This is a genomic window from Acidovorax sp. (assembly GCF_046291265.1).
GTDB lineage: Bacteria > Pseudomonadota > Gammaproteobacteria > Burkholderiales > Burkholderiaceae_C > Acidovorax.
On record NZ_JBKBTV010000021.1, the window covers coordinates 28,737 to 48,741 of the forward strand.

The 20,005-nt window shown below is 65.2% G+C and carries 19 protein-coding genes; 10 read left to right on the top strand and 9 right to left on the bottom strand.

Annotated elements, in window-relative coordinates; all coding sequences use genetic code 11:
- Window positions 1-166 precede the first annotated feature (166 nt).
- From ACK41V_RS10385 to ACK41V_RS10395, 3 genes are all read right to left on the bottom strand, one after another.
- Entirely contained in the window at window positions 167-691 is a 525-nt protein-coding gene (locus ACK41V_RS10385; RefSeq protein WP_409781632.1) for a hemerythrin domain-containing protein, read from the bottom strand.
- A gap of 214 nt (window positions 692-905) precedes the next feature.
- Entirely contained in the window at window positions 906-1,487 is a 582-nt protein-coding gene (locus ACK41V_RS10390) for a hypothetical protein (RefSeq protein ID WP_409781635.1), read from the bottom strand.
- Window positions 1,488-1,572: 85 nt separating this feature from the next.
- Window positions 1,573-1,791, bottom strand: a complete 219-nt coding sequence (locus tag ACK41V_RS10395; protein WP_409781638.1) for a CsbD family protein — start codon at window positions 1,789-1,791, stop codon at window positions 1,573-1,575.
- Between the two features lie 394 nt (window positions 1,792-2,185).
- Between ACK41V_RS10395 and ACK41V_RS10400 the strand changes: the two genes are divergently transcribed.
- From ACK41V_RS10400 to ACK41V_RS10410, 3 genes are all read left to right on the top strand, one after another.
- Window positions 2,186-4,066 carry a DUF1800 family protein gene (locus tag ACK41V_RS10400; protein WP_409781641.1) on the top strand — a complete coding sequence of 627 codons (1,881 nt, stop codon included), beginning with the start codon at window positions 2,186-2,188 and terminating at the stop codon, window positions 4,064-4,066.
- An 11-nt stretch (window positions 4,067-4,077) separates the two neighbouring features.
- Complete coding sequence (locus ACK41V_RS10405) at window positions 4,078-5,535, top strand: DUF1501 domain-containing protein (RefSeq protein ID WP_409781644.1); 1,458 nt, start codon at window positions 4,078-4,080, stop codon at window positions 5,533-5,535.
- Between the two features lie 172 nt (window positions 5,536-5,707).
- Window positions 5,708-7,117 (top strand): NAD(P)/FAD-dependent oxidoreductase, encoded by a 1,410-nt coding sequence (locus ACK41V_RS10410; protein WP_409781646.1) that lies wholly within the window; start codon window positions 5,708-5,710, stop codon window positions 7,115-7,117.
- A gap of 32 nt (window positions 7,118-7,149) precedes the next feature.
- On the opposite strand, the gene ACK41V_RS10415 is transcribed toward ACK41V_RS10410, so the two are convergent.
- The 4 genes from ACK41V_RS10415 to ACK41V_RS10430 all read right to left on the bottom strand — a co-directional run bounded on the left by ACK41V_RS10415 (window position 7,150) and on the right by ACK41V_RS10430 (window position 10,925).
- Window positions 7,150-7,854 (bottom strand): ABC-type transport auxiliary lipoprotein family protein, encoded by a 705-nt coding sequence (locus ACK41V_RS10415; RefSeq protein WP_409781649.1) that lies wholly within the window; start codon window positions 7,852-7,854, stop codon window positions 7,150-7,152.
- An 82-nt stretch (window positions 7,855-7,936) separates the two neighbouring features.
- Complete coding sequence (locus ACK41V_RS10420) at window positions 7,937-8,902, bottom strand: MlaD family protein (RefSeq protein ID WP_409781652.1); 966 nt, start codon at window positions 8,900-8,902, stop codon at window positions 7,937-7,939.
- Window positions 8,902-9,804, bottom strand: coding sequence for an ABC transporter ATP-binding protein (locus tag ACK41V_RS10425; protein ID WP_409781655.1), 903 nt, complete (start codon window positions 9,802-9,804; stop codon window positions 8,902-8,904). Before ACK41V_RS10425 ends, ACK41V_RS10420 begins: the two co-directional genes overlap by 1 nt.
- Complete coding sequence (locus tag ACK41V_RS10430) at window positions 9,801-10,925, bottom strand: MlaE family ABC transporter permease (protein WP_409781658.1); 1,125 nt, start codon at window positions 10,923-10,925, stop codon at window positions 9,801-9,803. The genes ACK41V_RS10425 and ACK41V_RS10430 overlap by 4 nt, the downstream gene beginning before the upstream one ends.
- Before the next feature lie 292 nt (window positions 10,926-11,217).
- Here ACK41V_RS10430 and ACK41V_RS10435 point away from each other — a divergent pair, with 292 nt between their 5' ends.
- Both ACK41V_RS10435 and ACK41V_RS10440 read left to right on the top strand, forming a co-directional pair.
- Window positions 11,218-12,894: a GMC family oxidoreductase gene (locus tag ACK41V_RS10435; protein ID WP_409781741.1), complete on the top strand. Its 1,677-nt coding sequence runs from the start codon at window positions 11,218-11,220 to the stop codon at window positions 12,892-12,894.
- Window positions 12,895-12,931: 37 nt separating this feature from the next.
- Window positions 12,932-13,282 carry an antibiotic biosynthesis monooxygenase family protein gene (locus ACK41V_RS10440; protein ID WP_409781661.1) on the top strand — a complete coding sequence of 117 codons (351 nt, stop codon included), beginning with the start codon at window positions 12,932-12,934 and terminating at the stop codon, window positions 13,280-13,282.
- A gap of 25 nt (window positions 13,283-13,307) precedes the next feature.
- Here ACK41V_RS10440 and ACK41V_RS10445 read toward each other — a convergent pair whose 3' ends face one another.
- Both ACK41V_RS10445 and ACK41V_RS10450 read right to left on the bottom strand, forming a co-directional pair.
- Entirely contained in the window at window positions 13,308-13,631 is a 324-nt protein-coding gene (locus tag ACK41V_RS10445) for a hypothetical protein (RefSeq protein ID WP_409781664.1), read from the bottom strand.
- A gap of 165 nt (window positions 13,632-13,796) precedes the next feature.
- Window positions 13,797-15,149 carry an ammonium transporter gene (locus tag ACK41V_RS10450; RefSeq protein ID WP_409781667.1) on the bottom strand — a complete coding sequence of 451 codons (1,353 nt, stop codon included), beginning with the start codon at window positions 15,147-15,149 and terminating at the stop codon, window positions 13,797-13,799.
- Between the two features lie 378 nt (window positions 15,150-15,527).
- On the opposite strand from ACK41V_RS10450, the gene ACK41V_RS10455 reads away from it, so the two are divergent.
- The 5 genes from ACK41V_RS10455 to ACK41V_RS10475 all read left to right on the top strand — a co-directional run bounded on the left by ACK41V_RS10455 (window position 15,528) and on the right by ACK41V_RS10475 (window position 19,934).
- Entirely contained in the window at window positions 15,528-16,286 is a 759-nt protein-coding gene (locus ACK41V_RS10455; protein WP_409781670.1) for a sulfite exporter TauE/SafE family protein, read from the top strand.
- 241 nt (window positions 16,287-16,527) lie between these two features.
- The gene (locus ACK41V_RS10460) at window positions 16,528-17,292 is read left to right on the top strand and encodes an ABC transporter substrate-binding protein (protein ID WP_409781673.1); all 765 of its coding nucleotides are present in this window, start codon (window positions 16,528-16,530) and stop codon (window positions 17,290-17,292) included.
- Between the two features lie 129 nt (window positions 17,293-17,421).
- A complete protein-coding gene (locus ACK41V_RS10465) occupies window positions 17,422-18,204 on the top strand; it encodes an amino acid ABC transporter permease (RefSeq protein WP_409781676.1) in 783 nt (260 codons plus the stop codon).
- Window positions 18,201-18,953: an amino acid ABC transporter ATP-binding protein gene (locus ACK41V_RS10470; protein WP_409781678.1), complete on the top strand. Its 753-nt coding sequence runs from the start codon at window positions 18,201-18,203 to the stop codon at window positions 18,951-18,953. Before ACK41V_RS10465 ends, ACK41V_RS10470 begins: the two co-directional genes overlap by 4 nt.
- A gap of 81 nt (window positions 18,954-19,034) precedes the next feature.
- Entirely contained in the window at window positions 19,035-19,934 is a 900-nt protein-coding gene (locus ACK41V_RS10475; protein ID WP_409781681.1) for a DMT family transporter, read from the top strand.
- Window positions 19,935-20,005 lie beyond the last annotated feature (71 nt).

A 20,005-nucleotide genomic window follows, 5' to 3' on the forward strand; every position in this document is an offset into this window, starting at 1 on the left:
AGCGAAGCGGCCAATCCGCCGCCACTTGCTAAAGGTGAGGCAGCATGCCACACAAGCTCGGCGGCCGCATGGGGATATGCACGCTGGCGCACCCCGCTCAAACCCGCATCACATCCCGCGCAGCGACCCGCTTTTCCCCCTGCTCGAACAGCGCTACGTTGTCAGATCAGACCAGCGCCGCCTGCCGGGACGCGTCAGCCACCGGCGCGCTTGGTGCTGCATCACTGCACGTGGCGCCTCCACAGCCATGGATCAACGCACCCGGCAGCGCCTGGGGAGCGTGCACCATGCCGGTGGCTGCATCAAAGCCCACGCGCCGCAGGTGCAGCGCCAACGCGGCGTCCATGCTTTGCGCATGCTGCGGAAACCAAAGCGCCAGTTCGCTGGCCATCATGCGCAAAACCTTCAGATCCCCCTGCTGCGCGCGCGCCAAGCCCTCACGCATCACCTGCAGCACCACTTTGTGCTGCTGGCTGTGGCAGTTGCCTGACGCGAAGCGGGTGGCTGCCATCCAGGCATCTTCCTGCCCGAAATGCTGCTCCGTGTGGTCCACCAGTGCCTGCCACGTGGATTCCAGGTGCGCATCGTCTGCGCCGTCCACGGCAGCCAGCAGGTCCACAAACTCCCGGTGGGTGTCATCCATCAACGGCAAGTCCAGGTCCAGCGCGTCCGACCATTCGAGTTGGGCCATGGGCAATCCCTTTGCATACGTACAACCAAACAAAGAGGGAGCTTAAAAGCCGTGGCGCCTCGGCATATTGATGCAGGTCAGACAGAGCACGCGGCGCTGGACCTGTCGCAAAAAAACGTCCGAAAACGACAATGCCCCGCACGGGGCGGGGCACAGGCATTTGCAATGGCGGCAGCACGGTGCGCTACAGCACAGCGCTGCCGAAAAGAGCAGATTAGCTCTTGTTGTACATGCGCTTCATGTCGTCCACACACTTGGACTTGGCATCACCCGACATGGCATCGCAACGCTCCTTCGAAGCCTTGTAGTTGGCGTCGTTCTTTTCGGCGTTGGCGTCCTTGCGGGCTTCTGCCACAGCGGCGCCCTTTTCAGCAGCGCTGTCTGCTGGCTTGGCCTGTACGGCTGCGACCTTGGCATCTTCCTTGGCCTTCACTTGGGCAGCCTTGGCGTCCTTTTCGCACACGTCCTTGTCATTGCCCTTCAAGTCGTCGCACTTTTCCTTGGCCACTTCGTAAGCAGCTTCAGCGCGGGCTTCGGCTACTTTCTGGGTGTTCTTGGCGCTGGGCTTGTACTGGGATTCCAGTTCCGCCTTGGCGATGTCTTCCTTGCCCTTGGCTTCCTTCTGGCAGATGTCCTTGGCGTTGTCCTTCAGGGCATCACAGGTTTTCTTGTCGGCCTTGTAGGTGGCCGAGATGGTGTCCTTGGCGGCCTTGTGCTCGGCAGACGTCATGGCGAAAGCAGACGTTGCCAGCAAGCCAGCAGCCACGGTAGCGATCAGAGTGCGTGCGAATTTCATGGTTTTCTCCTCGGGGTCAATTGAATATGGGGTGTTGTGTGTGAGCGGTGCATGCGGGGCATGGAGCCCCGCACCGGGCTAACGATTAATCGTTGAAGCGGAAATCAGGGTGGCGGTCTTGCCAGTCCTTGAGCTGTTTTTCAGCGGCGTCGCGGGCAATGCCCTGGCGCTCTTGCAGCTTGCCCAGGAACTGTTCGCGCTTGCCGTCGATGACGTCGAAATCGTCATTGGTGAGCTTGCCCCACTGCTCAACCATCTTGCCCTTGAACTGCTTCCAATTGCCCTTGACGGTGTCTTCATTCATGGTGTGCATCCTCAAAAAATTCGCTTCAGCCATCCACTCGAATTGCGTGGAACTACTTGCGTGATGCGATGGGAATGACTGTAAAAACGAATCCGTTTGGCGCTCGTAGGCTTTGCAACGCAGCGCGCGTCAGCACAGGACTACGGGTGTGACGGACACCACCGATGCACCGTGACCCGCACTGGGCGGCAAGACGGAGGCCCTTCAAAATGGCTACAAATAGCACCAGAAACCCGCAAAGTGTTGCAACCAGCCCTCACTGCCTGGCGAGCGCCGACCACGGCGCTCAGAGGGAGCGTTTCGTTTCGTAACGCTTGTGTTTCCATGCAACGCCGCCGTGTGTTGAAGTGACACCTGCGTCCCCTGAAGACGCGCGCAACACCCCCACAAAATCATGCAATACACACACGAGGAGCCTCTGGCAGCCGCGCTGGCCGAGGAAGCAGCCGAGGGCGATTTTTCATCTCTGGAACAGCCCATCAGCCCACATCGAGCGCAGGCACCCGTGCTGACCGCGCTGCTGGCGGCCACCGCGCTGGCGGCCTGCGGTGGTGGAGGCAGTTCCAGCGACGGCCCGGGCGCAGGCCCCGGCGGGGCCACACCGACGCCAACGCCCACCTTGGGCAGCTACGCGCACCCGGTGGCCACCACCGACCGGGAAGCCGCACGCTTCCTGCTGCAAGCCCAGTTTTCAGCGTCCACCACCGAAATCGCTGCGCTGCGGGCCACCTCTTTTGCCGACTGGCTGGACACCCAGTTCGCCACCGGCATGGGCCCAACCGGCTGGGACTGGTTGAATCAGCGCGGCTATGCCGACATCAGCAACGACACCTCGTACTACGACAACACCTACCCGGCCGACGCCATGATCTGGAACCAGCTCATGACCTCTACCGACGGCCTGCGAAAGCGCGTAGCGCTGGCGCTGTCCGAGATCTGTGTGGTGTCGCTCTCGGGGCTTGATTTCAGCTGGCGCAGCCACGCCATGGCGCACTACTGGGACCAGCTGGCCGCCAATGCGTTTGGCAACTACCGCAAGCTGCTGGAGGATGTCACCCTGAACCCCGCGATGGGCTACTACCTCAACACCCGCGGCAATCAGAAAGAAAACGCGGCGACCGGTCGTCTGCCCGATGAAAACTACGCACGCGAGGTGCTGCAGCTCATGTCCATCGGACTGGCGGCACTCAACCCTGACGGCACGGTCCGGCGCGATGGCGCTGGCAAACCCATCGACAGCTACACCCAAAGCGACGTGACCAACCTCGCGCGCGTGTTCACGGGCTACGACTACGACCAGTCGCAAAACGCGCCCACCGTTGTACCCGGCACCAACCGCACCGTGCCCAGCACCACGTTTGCACGGTTGCCCATGGCGCTCACCGAGTCACGCCACTCCACCATGGCAGCCACTTTCCTGGGCACAACCATAGCGGCCAGCACGCCGGGCGCTGCAGCGCTCAGGACCGCGCTGGACACCCTCTTCAACCACTCCAACGTGGGCCCATTCATCGGCAAGCAGCTCATCCAGCGGCTGGTGACCAGTAACCCGTCGCCCGCCTACGTGGCGCGCGTAGCAGCGGCCTTCAACAACAACGGCGCAGGGGTGCGCGGTGACCTGCGCGCCGTGGTCAAGGCCATCTTGCTGGACGACGAAGCGCGGTCGCCTGCAGGCCTCGCGCAGTCCGGATTTGGCAAGCTGCGGGAGCCCATGCTGCGTTTTGTGCAATGGGGTCGCACCTTTGGCCTCAACTCCACGTTCGGCAGCTGGAAGATCGGCAACCTGAGCGACCCCGGCTCGCGCCTGGGCCAAAGCCCACTGCGCTCGCCTTCGGTGTTCAACTTCTTTCGACCCGGCTACGTGCCGCCGTCCACCGCGCTGGCGAGCAGCGGCGCCGTGGCGCCAGAGTTCCAGCTGGTCAACGAAAGCAGCGTGGGCGGCTACCTGAACTACATGCAGAGCATCATCAAAGACGGCATCTTTGTGAATGCGCCCGACCAGCCCAACAACGGCAGCAACGGCAACAATGGCCGCGACATCAAACCGGCATACACCGCCGAACTGTCCCTGGCGCCGGATGCCGATGCGCTGGTTGCACGCATCAACCTGCTGATGTGCGCAGGCCAGTTGTCCGCCAATACGGTCAAGGTGATTTCCGACGCGTTGAAGACCACCAACATCACCGCCGCCAGCACCGCCGACGCCAAGCTCAACCGCGTTGCCGCCGCCATCTTCCTGGTCATGGCTTCGGCCGAGTACCTCGTTCAAAAGTAAGTCAGCCCGCCATGCATTTGCTTCAACCCGAACTCCACACCCGCCGCGCGTTTTTGCGCCGGTCCACCCAGCTGGGCTTGGCAGGCACTGCGCTGCCATTTGCCCTCAACCTCGCCGCCATGGGCGAGGCTGCGGCCTTTACCGCCACCGACTACAAGGCGCTCGTCTGCGTGTTTCTGTACGGCGGCAACGACTACGCCAACACCGTGGTCACCTACGACGACCCGAGCTACACCCGCTACAACACCATTCGCGGTGGCGGCGGGGGCCAGTCTGCAGGCGGCATCGCGCTGGGCAAGGCCGCCCTTGCCGCCACCTTGCTCAACCCGACCGAGCCGTTGCCCGGGGGCCGCCAATACGCGCTGCACCCGTCCATGCCCGGGCTGACAGGCTTGTTCAACAGCGGCAAGGCCGCGGTGCAGCTCAACGTGGGGCCGCTGGTGGTGCCGCTGACACGGGCGCAATACAACAGCCCGGACCGCGCCACTTACCCGCTGCCGCCCAAGCTGTTCTCACACAACGACCAGCAGTCGGTGTGGCAGTCGTCCTCGCCCGAAGGCTCCACCGTGGGCTGGGGCGGCAACATGGGCGACCTCGCGCTGTCGTCCAACGGCAATTCGCTGTTCACCTGCATCTCGGTCACCGGCAACGCGGTGTTCATGTCGGGCGACTCGGCCCTGCAATATCAGGTCAGCACCAACGGCGCGGTGTCCATCAACGGGGTCAAGAACAGCGTGTATGGCTCCACCGCCGTGCGCGCAGCCCTCACGTCGCTCATCCAGCAGCCCAGCAGCCAGACGCTGGAAAACGAATACACCCGCGTCACCGCACGCGCCATCGCCGCCGAAGGGCAGATCACCAGCGGGCTGGCTGGTGTCACGCTGGGCACGCCCTTCCCCACCGGCAACTCCCTGTCCGACCAAATGAAGATGGTGGCCCGCCTGATTGGTGCGCGCACCACACTGGGCAGCAAGCGCCAAGTGTTCATGGTGTCGCTGGGCGGGTTTGACCTGCACGACAACCTGATTGCACAGCAGCCGGTGCTGATGCAGCGCGTGAGCGAGGCCATGACCGCGTTCTACAACGCCACGGTAGAGCTGGGCGTGGCCGACAAGGTCACCGCGTTCACCGCGTCCGACTTTGGCCGAACGCTCAGCTCCAACGGCGACGGCTCCGACCACGGCTGGGGCAGCCACCACCTCATGGTGGGCGGCGCCGTCAAAGGCAAGGCGTTTTACGGCAGCGCGCCTCCGGTCAGCATCACCAACACGGCGGCGCCCGAAGACCAATGGCATGTGGGCCAGGGCCGCCTGCTTCCCACCACGTCCGTAGACCAATACGCCGCCACATTGGCCAAATGGTTTGGCGTGGCCGACAGCGAACTGGCGGGGGTGCTGCCGAACATCACGCACTTCGGGACCGCCGCAGGGCGGGCGGACTACCCGGTGAATCTGGGGTTCATGGCGTGAACTGAATCACCCCCTGAGCGGCTGCGCCGCTTCCCCCCGCTCTCGCAGCGCTGCGTGCTGCGGGCAAGGGGACGCAGCGCTCGCTGCGGGGCGGGCCTTGGCTTGCGGCCCTGGCCTGGGGCGGCGACAGTTTCTCAGGCGGCCCGGAGGCTGAGAGCGCCAATAATCGGCCATGCTTCATTCCTCCAATTCCCCCTCCCGCCCTCGCATAGTCATCATCGGCTGCGGCTTTGGCGGCCTCGAAGCCGCCCGTGCGCTGAGCGGCGCTGCGGTCGACGTGACCCTGATCGACCGCACCAACCACCACCTCTTTCAGCCGCTGCTCTACCAGGTGGCCACGGCCGGGCTGTCGGCACCGGCCATTGCGGCGCCCATTCGGCATTTGTTTCGGGGCCAACCCAATGCCACGGTGTTGCTGGGCGAGGTGACACGCATCGACGTGCAGGCGCGCGCGGTGCACCTGAAGGATGGCCTGGCGCTGCCATATGACCATTTGATCGTGGCCACGGGCGCAGCGCACAGTTATTTTGGCAACGACGATTGGGCGCCCTACGCCCCAGGCCTCAAGACGCTGGACGATGCGTTCGAGATTCGCGGCCGCATTCTGCTGGCTTTTGAGGCGGCCGAGAAAGAACCCGACCCCGAACGCCGCGCAGAGTGGCTCAACTTTGTGGTCATCGGCGGTGGCCCCACCGGCGTCGAGATGGCGGGCACCCTGGCCGAGATTGCGCGCCACACCTTGCCTGGCGAGTTCCGCCACATCGATCCCGCCAGCGCCAAGATCATCCTGCTGGAAGGCGGCGCCCGTGTGTTGCAGGCCATGCCCGAAGCACTGAGCCAGCGCGCCAAAGAACAACTGGAAAAGCTGGGTGTGGACGTGCGCCTCCACGCCCGCGTCACCGCCATCGACGCGCAAGGATTATTGGTCGAATCGGCCTCTAGCGCTCAACCATCAAGCGCCAATAGCTATCAAATAAAGAGCAAATGCGTGGTCTGGGCTGCCGGGGTGGCGGCCTCGCCCCTGGGCCGCCATCTGGCCGAGGCCACGGGCAGCACCACCGACCGCGCTGGCCGCGTGGTCGTGTTGCCCGACCTGAGCCTGCCCGGTCACCCCGAGATCAGCGTGATTGGCGACCTGGCCGCAGCGCAAAGCCATGTTCCCGGCCAGCCACCACGCCCCGTGCCCGGCGTGTCGCCCGGCGCCAAACAGATGGGCCGCGCCACCGCTGCCAACATCCTGCGGCGCCTGGCGGGGCGCGAGACAGTACCGTTTCGCTACCGCGACTACGGCAACCTGGCCACCATCGGCCGCAACTCTGCCGTGGTGGACCTCACATCGCCCGTGGGGCCGGTGCGGTTTTCAGGCTACTTTGCCTGGCTGTTCTGGCTGTTCGCGCACGTTTTCTTTTTGATCGGTTTTCGCAACCGCATGGTCGTGCTGATGGACTGGGCGTGGGCGTACTGGAGCTTTGCGCGCCACGCGCGGGTGGTGACGGGGATCGCGTCATTGCCCGTCAAGGCGGGCAGTTCGGCCAGCGAGGTGGCGGCAGCCGCTGACGACAAAAGTACCCAGCAAGCCTAGACCCACATCTGCGCGGAACAGATGCGTCCTGCTCAAGACTGCGGCGCGCCCACCTGCTCCACCCATTCCGCCACCTCTTTGGCCGCCTGCGTGGACGCCTCAGCCAACGCTGCCACGCCGCCCGCCGCATCGGCGCTGCGTGCGGGGGTGCGAACGACGAACACCCGCTGTCCGCGCAGCTTCTCGCCCGCCGGGGTCAGGTCCACCACGGTGGCGCGCAGGCGCAGCAGGCCCACGCTCTCGGTAGCGCTGGTGAAGGTGTGGCTGAATTCTTCGACCTCCACCCGCAGCACCGGGGGCAGGTTGCCGCCCTGGGCGGTGTCACGCACCTGCGCTGCGCCGTCGTCGGCCTTGAGCACGGCGCGGCGCAGGCCCAGGTGTTCGCGCAGGCGCTGTTGCAGCAACTGGGCAGGGGGCTGGCTCCAGCGGGCCTGGGCGTAGGGGCGCAATTGCTGGGCGTCGGCGTAGGCCAGGCGGTACAGCACGGCGTTGCTGCCGTCGGGCAGGCCGGGGGCATCCACCTCGGCCAAGCCCAGCGCGGGCAGCGGGGCGCGGCGGTCGCTGGGAGCCGTTTGCATGGGGCCGGGGCCAAAGTCGTACATCACCGGGCGCGAGGGGGGTTCGGGCAATGCCGAGCAGCCAACCAGTGCGACGGCACTCAGCGAAAAAATTAGGCCAAATAGGCCTCTAGCGCTTATTCCATAAGCGCTAGTAGCTATGCTTTTAATAGTATTCATTTCCAAATCCTCAAAGGGGTCTGCACCACTTGTTGGTTGTGCGGCGCCGGGCGCACGCAAAGTCACCCAGCGGGGCCTCGCGTCAGGGCGCAGCAAATCCAGTTTCACCCGGGCCGGGCGGGATGCGGCCCGAGCCGTAGATGAAGAGCTGCGGGTTGTCGGTGATGCCGCCCACCGCGCGACCGAGTCGGCGCGCCGCCTGCGAGGTGTCGTCGGCCGCCCGGTTCACACGCGGCAGGGTGGTGGTGCCGAACTGGTCGGCCGCGCGCGCCAGGGCCTGGGTGCCCAGGGTGATCTGGTCGATGGCGCCGCCTTCGGCCGTGATGCGCTGCGTGGTCTTGCTGAAGTCGGATGCGAGGGTGGTCACGCTGTTGCCCGCTTGCTGCAAGGCCTGCAGGGTTTTGCGCGCTTCGCCCGCCAGGGGCGGGATCGACGCCAGGGCGGGGTCCAGCCGCTGGGTCACGGTGGCGTCGAGCTTTTGCGTGAGGGTGTTGACGCCTGCGGCGGCGCTGCTGATGTTGCCCAGGGTTTGGGTGAGCAGTTGCTGGTTGGTGTCGCCCAGTATCTGGTTGATGCGGCGTGTGGCTTCTTCGACCTGGGCGAGGATGGCAGGCGCCTGTTCGGCCAGCTTGCCAAACGGCGAGGGTTTGAGCGGCAAACGCGGCAGGCCGCTGGGGCCGGGGGGCAGTTCGGGGTAAGGCTGCTCGGCGTCGTCCAGCTGCACATGGGCGAGGCCGGTGACGCCCTGGTAGCCCAGCACGGCAAAGGTGGTGGGGGTGATGGGCGCCTGCTCGTTCACCGCAATGCGGATGAGCACATTGCCGCTGACCTGCGGGTCAAACCCGATGCGCGTGACCTTGCCCACGGCCACCCCTTTGTAGCGCACCGTGGCCTGGGGCTGCAGGCCGCTGACGCCGTCTTTGGTGGACAGCTCGTACTGCTCGTAGTTGGCGTTGTCGCGGGTCAGCCAGATGGCCAGGCCCGCCAGCATGGCAGCCACCACCAGCACAAAAAGGCCAGCGGCCAGGGCGTGTGATTTATTTTCCATCAGGGGTTTTCCTTGTGGGGTGCGGGCGCAGCCTGGGGTACGGGGGGCGGGGCAGCGGCTTGAACAGCAGCTAAAACAGGGGCCTGAACAGGGGCCATGGCGCGCTGGCCGCGTTCGCCCATGAAGAAGTGTTCGATGAACGGGTGCTTGAAGTGGGCCACCTCGTGCGGCGGGCCGGTGACGATGACTTTTTTATCGGCCAGCACGGCCACGCGGGTGCTGAGCGCAAACAGGGTGTCCAGGTCGTGCGTGACCATGACCACCGTCAGGCCCAGCGATGCGCGCAGCTCGCGCAGCAGCGCACAGAATTCGTCGGCGCTGTTCGGGTCGAGCCCGGCGGTGGGTTCGTCCAGCAGCAACAGGGGCGGGTCCATGATGAGCGCACGGGCCAGCGCCACGCGCTTGACCATGCCGCCCGACAGGTCGGCCGGCATGCGGCTGGCGTGCTCGGGCTTGAGGCCCACCATCTGCAGCTTGACCAGCGCGGCATCGCGCACCAGGTCGTCGGGCAAGGTGCCTTGCTCACGCAACGCAAACGCCACGTTGTCGAGCACGTTGAAGGCCGAGAACAGCGCGCCGTGCTGGAACAACATGCCCACACGGCTGGCCGCGCCCTCGCGCCCCATCTCCGAGGCAGGACGGCCCAGCACCGTGACCTGCCCGCGCGTGGGCCGGGCCAGACCCAAAATCTGACGCAGCAGCACCGTCTTGCCGGTGCCCGAGCCGCCCACCAGCGACAACATCTCGCCGCGCTGCACGGTGAACTGAAGGTCCTGGTGCACGGTGAAGGTCTCAGCGCCCTTGCCAAACTGCGTCCACAGACCCTGAACGTCCACGATCGGCGGCTCGCCCTGCGCCACGGCGATGGGCTCGGGCTGGGAGGTACGTGCGGGGCTGCTCATATTCCGATGTTCTTGAAGGCGACGGCAAACAGCGCGTCCACGATGATGACCATGGTGATCGACGTGACCACCGATGCCGTCGTGCCTTCGCCCAGGCTTTGGGTGTTGGGCTTGACGCGCAAACCCCAGTGGCAGCCGATGAGCGCAATCAGCGCGCCAAACACCACCGACTTGGCCATGGCCAGACCCAGGTTGCCCACCTTCACGGCGGCGGGCAGCGCCTGCACAAAATAGGCGGGCGAGATGTCCATGGCCACGTCGGCCGCCAGCATGCCGCCCGCCAGCGCGGCCAGGGTGGTCCACACGCTGATGAGCGGCATGGCCAGCGCCAGCGCAATGGTGCGCGGCATGACCAACCGAAAGCCGTGCGGAATGCCCATGACGCGCATGGCGTCGAGCTCTTCGGTCACGCGCATCACGCCGATTTGCGCGGTGATGGACGAGCCCGAGCGCCCCGCCACCAGAATGGCCGCGAGCATGGGCCCCAGCTCGCGGATGAGCGAGATGCCCAGGATGTTGACGATGAACGACTCGGCGCCAAACTGGCGCAGCTGCAGGCTCATCAGGTAGGCCAGCACCACCCCGATCAAAAAACCCACCAGCGCCGTGATGGGCAGCGCGGTGGCGCCCATGCGGTACAGGTGGCCCGACACATCGCGCCACGGCCCGCGGGCCGGTGCGCGCAGCAGGCGCCCCAGGTCCAGCACCAGTTGGCCCACCATTTCGAGCATGTGGCGGGCGTGGTCTACGCCGTGCAGCACCAGCACGCCCAGGTGATCCACCTCCTGGCCCAGGCGCCACGGCGTAGGCGGTGGCGGCGCCGTGGTGAACTGCGCCACGCGCTCCAGCATGTCGCGCTGGCTGTCGGTGCAAGCCAGTTGGGCGGGCCAGTCGCGCTGCCAGTGGTTCCACAACAGCTGTGCGCCCACATGGTCGAGCCACTGCAGTTCCTGCAGGTCCCAGCCCAGGGTGGGCGCGGCGGGGTTGTTGTGGAGTTGACCGGACACCGCCTGCCATTGCGCGCGGGTGCCCAGCTCGGCCGCGCCCCAACGCCCACGCAGTTGCGCACACGGGCCCTGGGGCGTGTCGGTGCGAACAATGTGGGGGGCGTGATCGGTCATGGGCTGGGCGGCAAGGGCGACAAAGACGACATCAGCGGCCGCCAGAAAGGAAAGGGAGCGTGCATGGTAGCGGAGCAAGGCTACAGCAGCCCGTCAGACAAGGGCCCGCCAAGCACAACCTGGGCCGCACGTTGTGTAATTATTATCAAATTGGCACCTAGCGCAATACCCATAAGCGCATACAGCTACAAAAAATATAGCAATCATCCCACACCCTATCGACAGCCTCTGTGCGATCCGCACAATGAACCACCCAACCACCACGGCCCTGCACGGCCCCCAGCCCACAGCTATGAGCGACACCACGTTTGACACCATCATCATTGGCGGCGGCACGGCTGGCGCTCTGCTCTGCAACCGCCTGAGCGCCGACGGCCGCCACCGCGTGCTGCTGATCGAGGCTGGCCGCAAAGACGACTACCACTGGATCCACATCCCCGTGGGCTACCTGTATTGCATTGGCAACCCGCGCACCGACTGGCTCTACAACACCGAGCCCGACGCGGGCCTGAACGGCCGCACGCTGCGTTACCCGCGCGGCAAGACGCTGGGCGGCTGCAGCAGCATCAACGGCATGATCTACATGCGCGGCCAGGCCCGCGACTACGACCAGTGGGCAGAACTGACCGGCGACGCAAGCTGGCGCTGGGACAGCGCCCTGCCCCATTTCCGCAAACACGAAGACCACTGGCGCCTGGACAAACCCGAAGGCGTGAACGAAAACTTCAAACGCCTGCACGGCAGCAAGACCACCGGCAGCACGGGCGAATGGCGCATCGAAAAGCAACGCCTGCGCTGGGACGTACTGGACGCGTTTTCACAGGCTGCGCAGCAGGCGGGCATTCCGGCCACCGACGACTTCAACGGCGGCAACAACGAAGGCGTGGGCTATTTCGAAGTCAATCAGAAAAGCGGATTGCGCTGGAACACGGCCAAGGCCTTTTTGCGGCCCGCCTGCTATGGCCGATCCAACTTTGAAATGTGGACCTGCGCACAGGCCGCCCGGCTCATCATCGAAACCCAGCCCGACGGCAGCAAACGCTGCACCGGCGTGCAGGTGTGGGACGGCCACGAAATGGTCACCGCGCACGCCACAAGCGAAGTCATCTTGAGCGCGGGCGCCGTCAACTCGCCCCAATTGCTGCAACTGTCGGGCGTCGGCCCTGCCGCTTTGCTTCAGCAGCACGGCATCGATGTGGTGCACGACCTGCCGGGCGTGGGCGCTAACCTGCAGGACCACCTGCAGATCCGCGCGGTGTTCAAGGTCAAGGGCGTGCCCACCCTCAACACCATGGCCAGTTCGCTGTGGGGCAAGGCCAAGATTGGGCTGGAATACGCTGCCAAACGCAGCGGCCCCATGAGCATGGCGCCGTCACAGCTGGGCGCCTTCACCCGCAGCAGCGCTGACCAGCCCTACCCCAACATCGAATACCACGTGCAGCCTCTGTCGCTGGATGCGTTTGGCGAGCCGCTGCACAGCTTCCCGGCCTTCACCGCCAGCGTGTGCAACCTCAACCCCACCAGCCGCGGCACGGTGCACATCAAAAGCGCAGACTTCAAAGCCGCCCCTGCCATTGCGCCCAACTACCTCAGCACGCCCGAAGACCGCCAGGTGGCCGCCGACAGCCTGCGCGTCACGCGCCGCATCGTGGCCCAGCCCGCGCTGGCCAAGTACCAGCCCGAGGAATGGAAACCCGGTGTGCAGTTTGAAAGCGACGAGGACCTGGCCCGCCTGGCCGGTGACATTGCCACCACGATCTTCCACCCCGTGGGCACCACCAAGATGGGGCGGGACGATGACCCGATGGCCGTGCTCGACTCGCAACTGCGCGTGCGCGGCATTGCGGGCCTGCGGGTGGTGGACGCGGGCGCCATGCCCACCATCACCAGCGGCAACACCAACTCGCCCACGCTGATGATGGCGGAGAAGGCGGCGGAGTGGATCATTCAGGCGCGGCGCGCGGGCTGACGACCGGCAAGTCACGGGCGTGGATAACATCGCGCCGATGTACTCCTCCACCTTCATCTTTGCTGCCAAGCAGTTTGACGACACGTTCCACCGCCTGGACGAAGCGATTGCCAACGCGGCCCGGTCCATTGACGGCTACCTGGGCGAGGAATCGTGGGAAGACACGGGCAAGGGCCTGGTATCCAACGTTTACTACTGGCAATCGCTCGAAGCCCTGCAGGCATTGATGCAGCACCCCACCCACCTTGAGGCCAAGGCCGCGCAAGCGCAGTGGCTCAATGGCTACCAGGTCGTGATCTCACAGGTGCTGCGCACCTACGGCGATGACAAGCTCAAGGGGCTGCTGCCCACGGCGGGCCTGTTCGTGCAGGGCCCCGGCGGCCACTGAACCGGCCGCTGAGGGCGCCACACCCTCAGCGTATGCCCCCCACGTAACGCGGCAACTCCGGCGGTGGCGATGGCGCAATCCGCTGGCGCACCGCCTGCGTGGCCACGTCCATCAGCGGGCGGCGCGTGGCGGGCGGTGGCGCCGCGTGCAACACATGGTCCAGCCGGTCGGCCCACTCGGCCAGCTCAGGCAGGTTGTCTTCCACCGCATGCTGGCGCGCAAAACGGACGATTTCCCGTGCGTAGTCGGCATTCACGGCCATCCACTCGGTGTCGGTGACGCGCCCCGTCTTGCGGCGCAGCAGCACATGCAGGTGGGCGGCGATGGCGAGGGTGTCGGTATCTGGCATGGTCGAATCCTCACTGCAATTCAGTCATTCAGGGAACTGCACGCCATCAACTGGCCATGACAGAGGCGCGGCCCAGGCCAGTGCCACCGTGGAACTGGCTTTGCCAGACCACTGGAGGCGTCCCCCGCCGGGGGAAGACGCAAAGCGGCTCAGGGGGGCTTCCATCTACCCCAGCCGCTCGCGGTGCTGGGCAATGTCGAGGCCGGCCTGCTCACTTTGCTCATCCACACGCAGGCCCACCACAAAGTTGGTGATCCACAGCAACACGCCTGTCACCACCAGGCTGTAGGCCATCACGGCACCCACACCAATGGCCTGCGTGACGAGGCTGCCCTCGACGCCACCCACCGATTTGGTGGCCAGCACACCGGTCAGTAGCGAGCCCACGATGCCGCCGATGCCGTGCACGCCAAACACGTCCAGCGAGTCATCGGCACGCAACAGCCGCTTGAGACCCGTAGCTCCCCAGTAGCACGCCAGGCCCGCCACCACGCCGATCAGCACCGCCGAGCGCAGCGTGACAAAACCCGCCGCGGGTGTGATGGCCACGAGCCCCGCCACCAGGCCCGAACACAGCCCCAGCAGCGACGGCCGCCCACGCACCACCCACTCGCCCAGCATCCACGACAAAGCGCCCGCCGCCGCGGCCAAGTGCGTGACAGCCATGGCCAGGCCCGCACGCCCGTCGGCGGCCACGGCAGACCCGGCGTTGAAACCAAACCAGCCCACCCACAACATGCCAGCGCCTGCCATGGTGAGACCCAGGTTGTAGGGCTCAAACGGCTCACGGCCATAACCCGTGCGACGCCCCAGATACCAGGCACACACCAGGCCAGCCACGCCCGCATTGACGTGCACCACCGAGCCACCGGCAAAATCCAGCGCCCCCATCTGCGCCAGCCAGCCACCCGGCTCCCACACCCAGTGCGCCACGGGGGCATAGACCAGCAAGGTCCACAGGCCGATGAAGATGAGCATCGCGGAAAAGCGCATGCGCTCCACAAACGCCCCCACCAGCAGCGCGGCGGTGATGATGGCAAAGGTGAGCTGGAACATCGCGTACACCGACTCGGGGATGTGTGGTGCCACGTGGCTGACGGCCAGCTTGCCTGCGGCCAGTTGCAAGTCAAACCCCGCAAACCCCATGCGTTCAAAACCCCCCAGCCACGGACTGCCGGGCGTGAACGCCAGCGAGTAACCTGCTGCGAACCACAACACGCTGACCAGGGCCGCAATGGCGACCACGCTGGCCATGGTGTTGAGCACGTTTTTCTTGCGCACCATGCCGGCATAAAACAGCGCAATGCCGGGGAGGGTCATCAGCAGCACCAGCGCGGTGGAGGTCATCATCCACGCGGTATCGGCGGCATTGACCGATGCCACTTGCACCAGCCCCGGGCGGGTGAGGGGCGCGGCGGCAGCCGCAGCAACCTCGGGGGTCGTCTGGGCCAGTGCGCTGGCGCACAGCCCCAGACACAACGACACGCCCGCAATGAACCGGTGGTTGGCTGCCCGCATGTAGGCTCCCTTTCGCAAATTGTTACAAGTCGCATTGCAGGAGCCGTGCCAGCCCGTTCTATCTGATTCAGCGCGTGAAGCCCCGCCAACGCCCCAGAACAGGGTGCGGGAAACCCCCAATGCACCAGCGGGGTGCAGCCGTTACAGTTACGCCACTCGAAAGCGCGCTTCGGTGTGCCAAAGCGAGGGGCCCGAGGAGACATCCTTTCTACCAATAATCAAATTTCAAGCACCCAACGAGGTGCAGACTTTTTCCAGGCGCTGGTGATCCCAGCGCCTTTTTCTTGCCCGTTCGCTTTTCGTTGCGTCGTGCGGGCCCACCGGTCTGGCTCGTTTTACTATTCAAATTGATAGCAGGCGCGGTGCGACAATCCTGCGATGGAATGGCTTTTTATCACCGCTTCGTCGCTGCTGGCGGGTTTTGTGGATGCGATTGTGGGCGGGGGTGGATTGGTGATGGTGCCCGCGCTGTTTGCAGCGTTTCCGGGCGCCGCACCCGCTACGCTGCTGGGCACCAACAAGGCAGCGTCGGTGTGGGGCACGGCCATGGCCACCTGGCAATACAGCCGCCGCGTGCAGATTCGCTGGCGCGCCATGCTGCCCGCTGCGGGCGCTGGATTTGCAGGGTCGTTTGCGGGCGCATGGGCCGTCACGGTGATGTCGGCCGACTTTTTGCGCAAGCTGCTGCCCCTGGTATTGCTCGGTGTGCTGGTCTACACCCTGGCAAAAAAGGAACTCGGGCGGCACCACACCCCCCGCTTTGCAGGCCGCGCCGAGGTCGTGGCCGCCAGCCTGATCGGCGTGCTGATTGGTTTTTATGACGGCTTCTTCGGCCCAGGCACGGGCAGCTTCTTCGTTTTTCTGTTTGTGCGGCTGCTGGGCTACGACTTTCTCAATGCATCGGCCTCGGCCAAGCTGCTCAATTGCGCCACCAACATCGCTGCCATTGCCCTGTTTGCCGCCAAGGGCCATGTGTGGTGGCACTTTGCAGTGACGCTGGCCGTGGCCAATGTGGTGGGCAGCCTGCTGGGCACACACATGGCGCTCAAACATGGCACCGGATTTGTGCGCGGCATTTTCATTGTGGTGGTGAGCACGTTGATCCTCAAGACCGGGTACGACGCGTTCCTGCGCTGAGGTGCGACGACCGAGGTGGCACTGTGCTTGCTTTGGGCCAGTCCTACCACCAGCCCGCGCCCAGGTCATCGGGGTTGCCCTGCATGGTTCAAATGCGAACGAGCGTCCTATAATTTCTGCACGTTTCCGTTTGATGACGAGGGGCATCGCTGATGGCGATGCCAGCATCCACCCGCTCCGGCTTGCCTACCCGCATGCCGGATTTTTTGTACCTGAACCACCCCTGCAGGAACTAGTCACTATGAAGTTTTTCAAAGCTGCCGTTGTCACCGCCATCGCGCTGTGCGCCACCCTCGCCGCCCAGGCCCGCACGCTGGACGAGATCAAGAAGGACGGCAAGATCATCATCGCCACCGAAGGCCAGTTTGCCCCTTTCAACTTCTTCGAAGGCACCAAGCTGACGGGGTTTGAGGTGGAAGTGGCCGAGCTGGTGGTCAAGAAGATGGGCCTGAAGCTGGAATGGAAGACCCTGGGTTTTGACGCCCTGCTGACCGGCTTGGGCCAAAGCCGCTGGGACGCCGTGATCGCCTCGCACGGCGTGACCGAAGAACGCTCCAAGGCAGTGACCTTTGCCAACCCCCACTACTGCTCGGGCGGCATCATCGTGGCCATGGATGCAAAAATCCGCAACGCCAAGGACCTGACAGGCAAGGTCGTAGCCGTTCAGACTGGCACCAGCTACCTGGAGCAAGTCAAGAAGGTCAGCGGCGTGAAGGAAGTGAAGAACTTCCCACAAGACACCGACGCCCAGCGCGCCCTGATCTCCAAGCGCGTGGACGCGTGGGTGAGCGACAAGTTCGTGGCCAAAGAAGCCGCCGCCAAGAACGCCAAGGCGGGCTTCAAGCTCGGAGACATGCTGTTCGTCGAACGCATCGCCCCCGCCATGGCCAAGGGCAACACGGGCCTGGCCGATGCATGGAACAAGGCATTTGCCGAAGTGCTGGCCGACGGCAGCTACGTCACCGTCTCCAACAAGTACTTCAAGGAAGACGTGCGCTGCAACTGATGTGACGGCACGGGGGGTGCGCAGAGGGCCCAGGCCCGCTGCGCACCCTTTGCTGTTTCTGGTGGCGGGCGGATGAAGACCCTGCCACCACGCCCGATTTCCAAACAAGACCTTCCGGTCGTCTGATCCATGCTTCTCGCTCTTTGGCCACAAAGCTGGTCCCGACAGCAGCGCAGCAATGCCACGCTGGTCGCAGCGCTGGTGCTGATGGTGCTGGCCCTCTCTCTGCTGGGCCACGTGTTGTCGTTCTTCCCGGACCCCATCGGGCCCAACGCCCAGGCGTTCTCTGAGGGCGCGCGCACCACGCTGTGGCTCACGCTGGTCAGCGGTACCGTGGGCTTGGCCCTGGGCACAGCGGCGGCACTGGCCCGGACCTCCCGCTGGACTGCCGTGCGCTGGGTGGCTGGCGTGTACATCTGGGCCATCCGCGGCACGCCGCTGCTGGTGCAGATCCTGTTTGTGTACTTTGCCCTGCCCGTGCTGGTGCCGGGGCTGAACCTGCCCGACTTTGCCGCTGCCGTGGTGGCCCTGGGGCTGAACGTGGGTGCCTACAACGCCGAAGCGCTGCGCGCCGGCCTGCTGGCCGTGCCCCGTGGGCAGACGGAGGCCGCCAGGGCGCTGGGCCTGGGCCGCATGCATGTGTTTCTGGACGTGGTGTTTCCGCAGGCGTTCAAGATCTCGCTGCCACCGCTGGTGAGCAACTTTGTGGCGCTGCTCAAAGACTCCTCGCTGGCCTATGCGATTGGTGTGGTGGAGCTGACCAACGTGGGCAACCGCATCCAGTCAGCCACCTTCCAGCCCATTGCCACGCTGACCACGGTGGCCATCACTTACCTGCTGTTGACCACGCTGGTCACGCAAATTTCCAATGCCGTCGAGTACCGCTTTGACGTGGAAGGGCGCAATCTGTGAACCCGAACGTTCAACCCAAGCCCTACATCGTGGCCGAGCGGGTGTGCAAGTCTTTTGGCACACACCAGGTACTCAAGGACGTCTCTACCGTTTTCCACACCGGCGAGGTGACGGTGATCATTGGCGCATCGGGCTCGGGCAAGAGCACCCTGCTGCGCGCCATCAACCGGCTGGAGCCCCACGACAGCGGGCGCATCACCATCGACGGCGTGGAGGTCTGCGACGATCTCAGCACGCTGCAGCGCCAGCGCTGCGAAGTGGGCATGGTGTTCCAGCAGTTCAACCTGTTCGGCCACATGTGCGTGCTGGACAACGTGACCCTGGCGCCCCGTCGCATTCGCCGCACCCCACGCACCCAGGCCAACGACGAAGCCATGCAACTGCTGCGCCGCGTGGGCATGCAGGACCACGCGCACAAGTACCCCTGGCAACTGTCGGGCGGGCAGCAGCAGCGGGTGGCCATTGCGCGGGCCCTGGCCATGGCTCCGAAGGTGATGCTGTTTGACGAGCCCACTTCGGCGCTGGACCCCGAGATGGTCAAGGAAGTGCTGGACGTGATGCGCGGCCTGGCGCGCGGCGGCATGACCATGATTGTGGTCACCCACGAGATGGGCTTTGCCCGCGAGGTGGCCGACCGGGTGATGTTCTTCGACCAAGGCAGCATTGCGCACGACGCGCCGCCACAGGAGTTCTTCGGCAACCCGGCCAACGACCGCATCCGCGCGTTTCTGGGGCAGGTCAGCCACTGACCCGCGCTGCCTCTTCGGCCTTGCAGAGGCCGCCGGGCAACCGGCGGCCCTTTTTCTTTCTGATCTTGGGGATTTCTTGTCATGCGCACTGAACGCTGGGGCCTGATGGCCCTGCTCGTTGTGACCGTGGTGTGGGGCACCACCTTCCCGGCCATGAAACTGCTCTCGGCCCACCTCGACGCGCTGCAGATCATCTGGCTGCGTTTTGTGATTGCCCTGGTGGTGCTGGCGCCGCTGTGGTGGGGCATGCGGCGCCCCGAACGCCGGTGGGGCTGCGCCCTGGGGCTGCTGCTGTTCATTGCGTTCTGGCTGCAGATCGAGGGCCTGGCGCGCACCAGCAGCAACCGCAACGCGTTTGTGACCGGGCTCAACGTGCTGGTCGTGCCGCTGATCGCCATGGCCTTCATGGGCCGCCGCTATGGCTGGCGGCTGTGGGCCGCGTGCGTGATGGCCTGCGCGGGCATGGCGCTGATGTTCCACGAGAACGAGCCCTGGAACCTGGGCGATACGCTGACGCTGGCCAGCACGGTGTTCTACGCGCTGTACATCCTGGCGCTGGAGGAGTGCGCGCGCCGCACGGCGGCACAGCCGCTGCGGGCCACGCGCATGGCGGCGGCGCAGGCGACCGTGATAGCGTTGGCGTCCACCGCATTGCTGCTGCTGACACGCGACGGCCGCATGGACTGGCTACAAACCCTGGCCAGCCTGCCCGTGGATGCGTGGGTGGCGCTGCTGTACCTGGGCCTGCTGGCCAGTGTGGTGGTGGTCACGCTTCAGGCGTGGGGACAGCAGCGCGTGGACGCCATGCGCAGCGCCATCGTGTTCGGGCTGGAGCCGGTGTTTGCGGCCCTGACGGCCTGGGCGCTGCTGGGCGAAAGGCTGGGCTGGGCGGGACTCGGTGGTGCCGCGCTGATCGTGGCGGCGCTGGTGTTCAGCCAGATCCAGCCTGCTGCGCGCGCGGGGCGCCCGCAGCAGGCGTGATATGAGGAGTTGGGTGAATGTTTATGCCAAAACAGGCTCTAGCGCTTATAAATAAAGCGCATATAGCTATC

Coding starts and splice junctions, on each gene's coding strand:
- ACK41V_RS10445 (WP_409781664.1), bottom strand. CDS start 13,631: ATGCCAGATACCGACACCCTCGCCATCGCCGCCCACCTGCATGTGCTG.
- ACK41V_RS10390 (WP_409781635.1), bottom strand. CDS start 1,487: ATGAAATTCGCACGCACTCTGATCGCTACCGTGGCTGCTGGCTTGCTG.
- ACK41V_RS10385 (WP_409781632.1), bottom strand. CDS start 691: ATGGCCCAACTCGAATGGTCGGACGCGCTGGACCTGGACTTGCCGTTG.
- ACK41V_RS10400 (WP_409781641.1), top strand. CDS start 2,186: ATGCAATACACACACGAGGAGCCTCTGGCAGCCGCGCTGGCCGAGGAA.
- ACK41V_RS10435 (WP_409781741.1), top strand. CDS start 11,218: ATGAGCGACACCACGTTTGACACCATCATCATTGGCGGCGGCACGGCT.
- ACK41V_RS10410 (WP_409781646.1), top strand. CDS start 5,708: ATGCTTCATTCCTCCAATTCCCCCTCCCGCCCTCGCATAGTCATCATC.
- ACK41V_RS10450 (WP_409781667.1), bottom strand. CDS start 15,149: ATGCGGGCAGCCAACCACCGGTTCATTGCGGGCGTGTCGTTGTGTCTG.
- ACK41V_RS10475 (WP_409781681.1), top strand. CDS start 19,035: ATGCGCACTGAACGCTGGGGCCTGATGGCCCTGCTCGTTGTGACCGTG.
- ACK41V_RS10395 (WP_409781638.1), bottom strand. CDS start 1,791: ATGAATGAAGACACCGTCAAGGGCAATTGGAAGCAGTTCAAGGGCAAG.
- ACK41V_RS10465 (WP_409781676.1), top strand. CDS start 17,422: ATGCTTCTCGCTCTTTGGCCACAAAGCTGGTCCCGACAGCAGCGCAGC.
- ACK41V_RS10420 (WP_409781652.1), bottom strand. CDS start 8,902: ATGGAAAATAAATCACACGCCCTGGCCGCTGGCCTTTTTGTGCTGGTG.
- ACK41V_RS10455 (WP_409781670.1), top strand. CDS start 15,528: ATGGAATGGCTTTTTATCACCGCTTCGTCGCTGCTGGCGGGTTTTGTG.
- ACK41V_RS10405 (WP_409781644.1), top strand. CDS start 4,078: ATGCATTTGCTTCAACCCGAACTCCACACCCGCCGCGCGTTTTTGCGC.
- ACK41V_RS10440 (WP_409781661.1), top strand. CDS start 12,932: ATGTACTCCTCCACCTTCATCTTTGCTGCCAAGCAGTTTGACGACACG.
- ACK41V_RS10425 (WP_409781655.1), bottom strand. CDS start 9,804: ATGAGCAGCCCCGCACGTACCTCCCAGCCCGAGCCCATCGCCGTGGCG.
- ACK41V_RS10415 (WP_409781649.1), bottom strand. CDS start 7,854: ATGAATACTATTAAAAGCATAGCTACTAGCGCTTATGGAATAAGCGCT.
- ACK41V_RS10460 (WP_409781673.1), top strand. CDS start 16,528: ATGAAGTTTTTCAAAGCTGCCGTTGTCACCGCCATCGCGCTGTGCGCC.
- ACK41V_RS10430 (WP_409781658.1), bottom strand. CDS start 10,925: ATGACCGATCACGCCCCCCACATTGTTCGCACCGACACGCCCCAGGGC.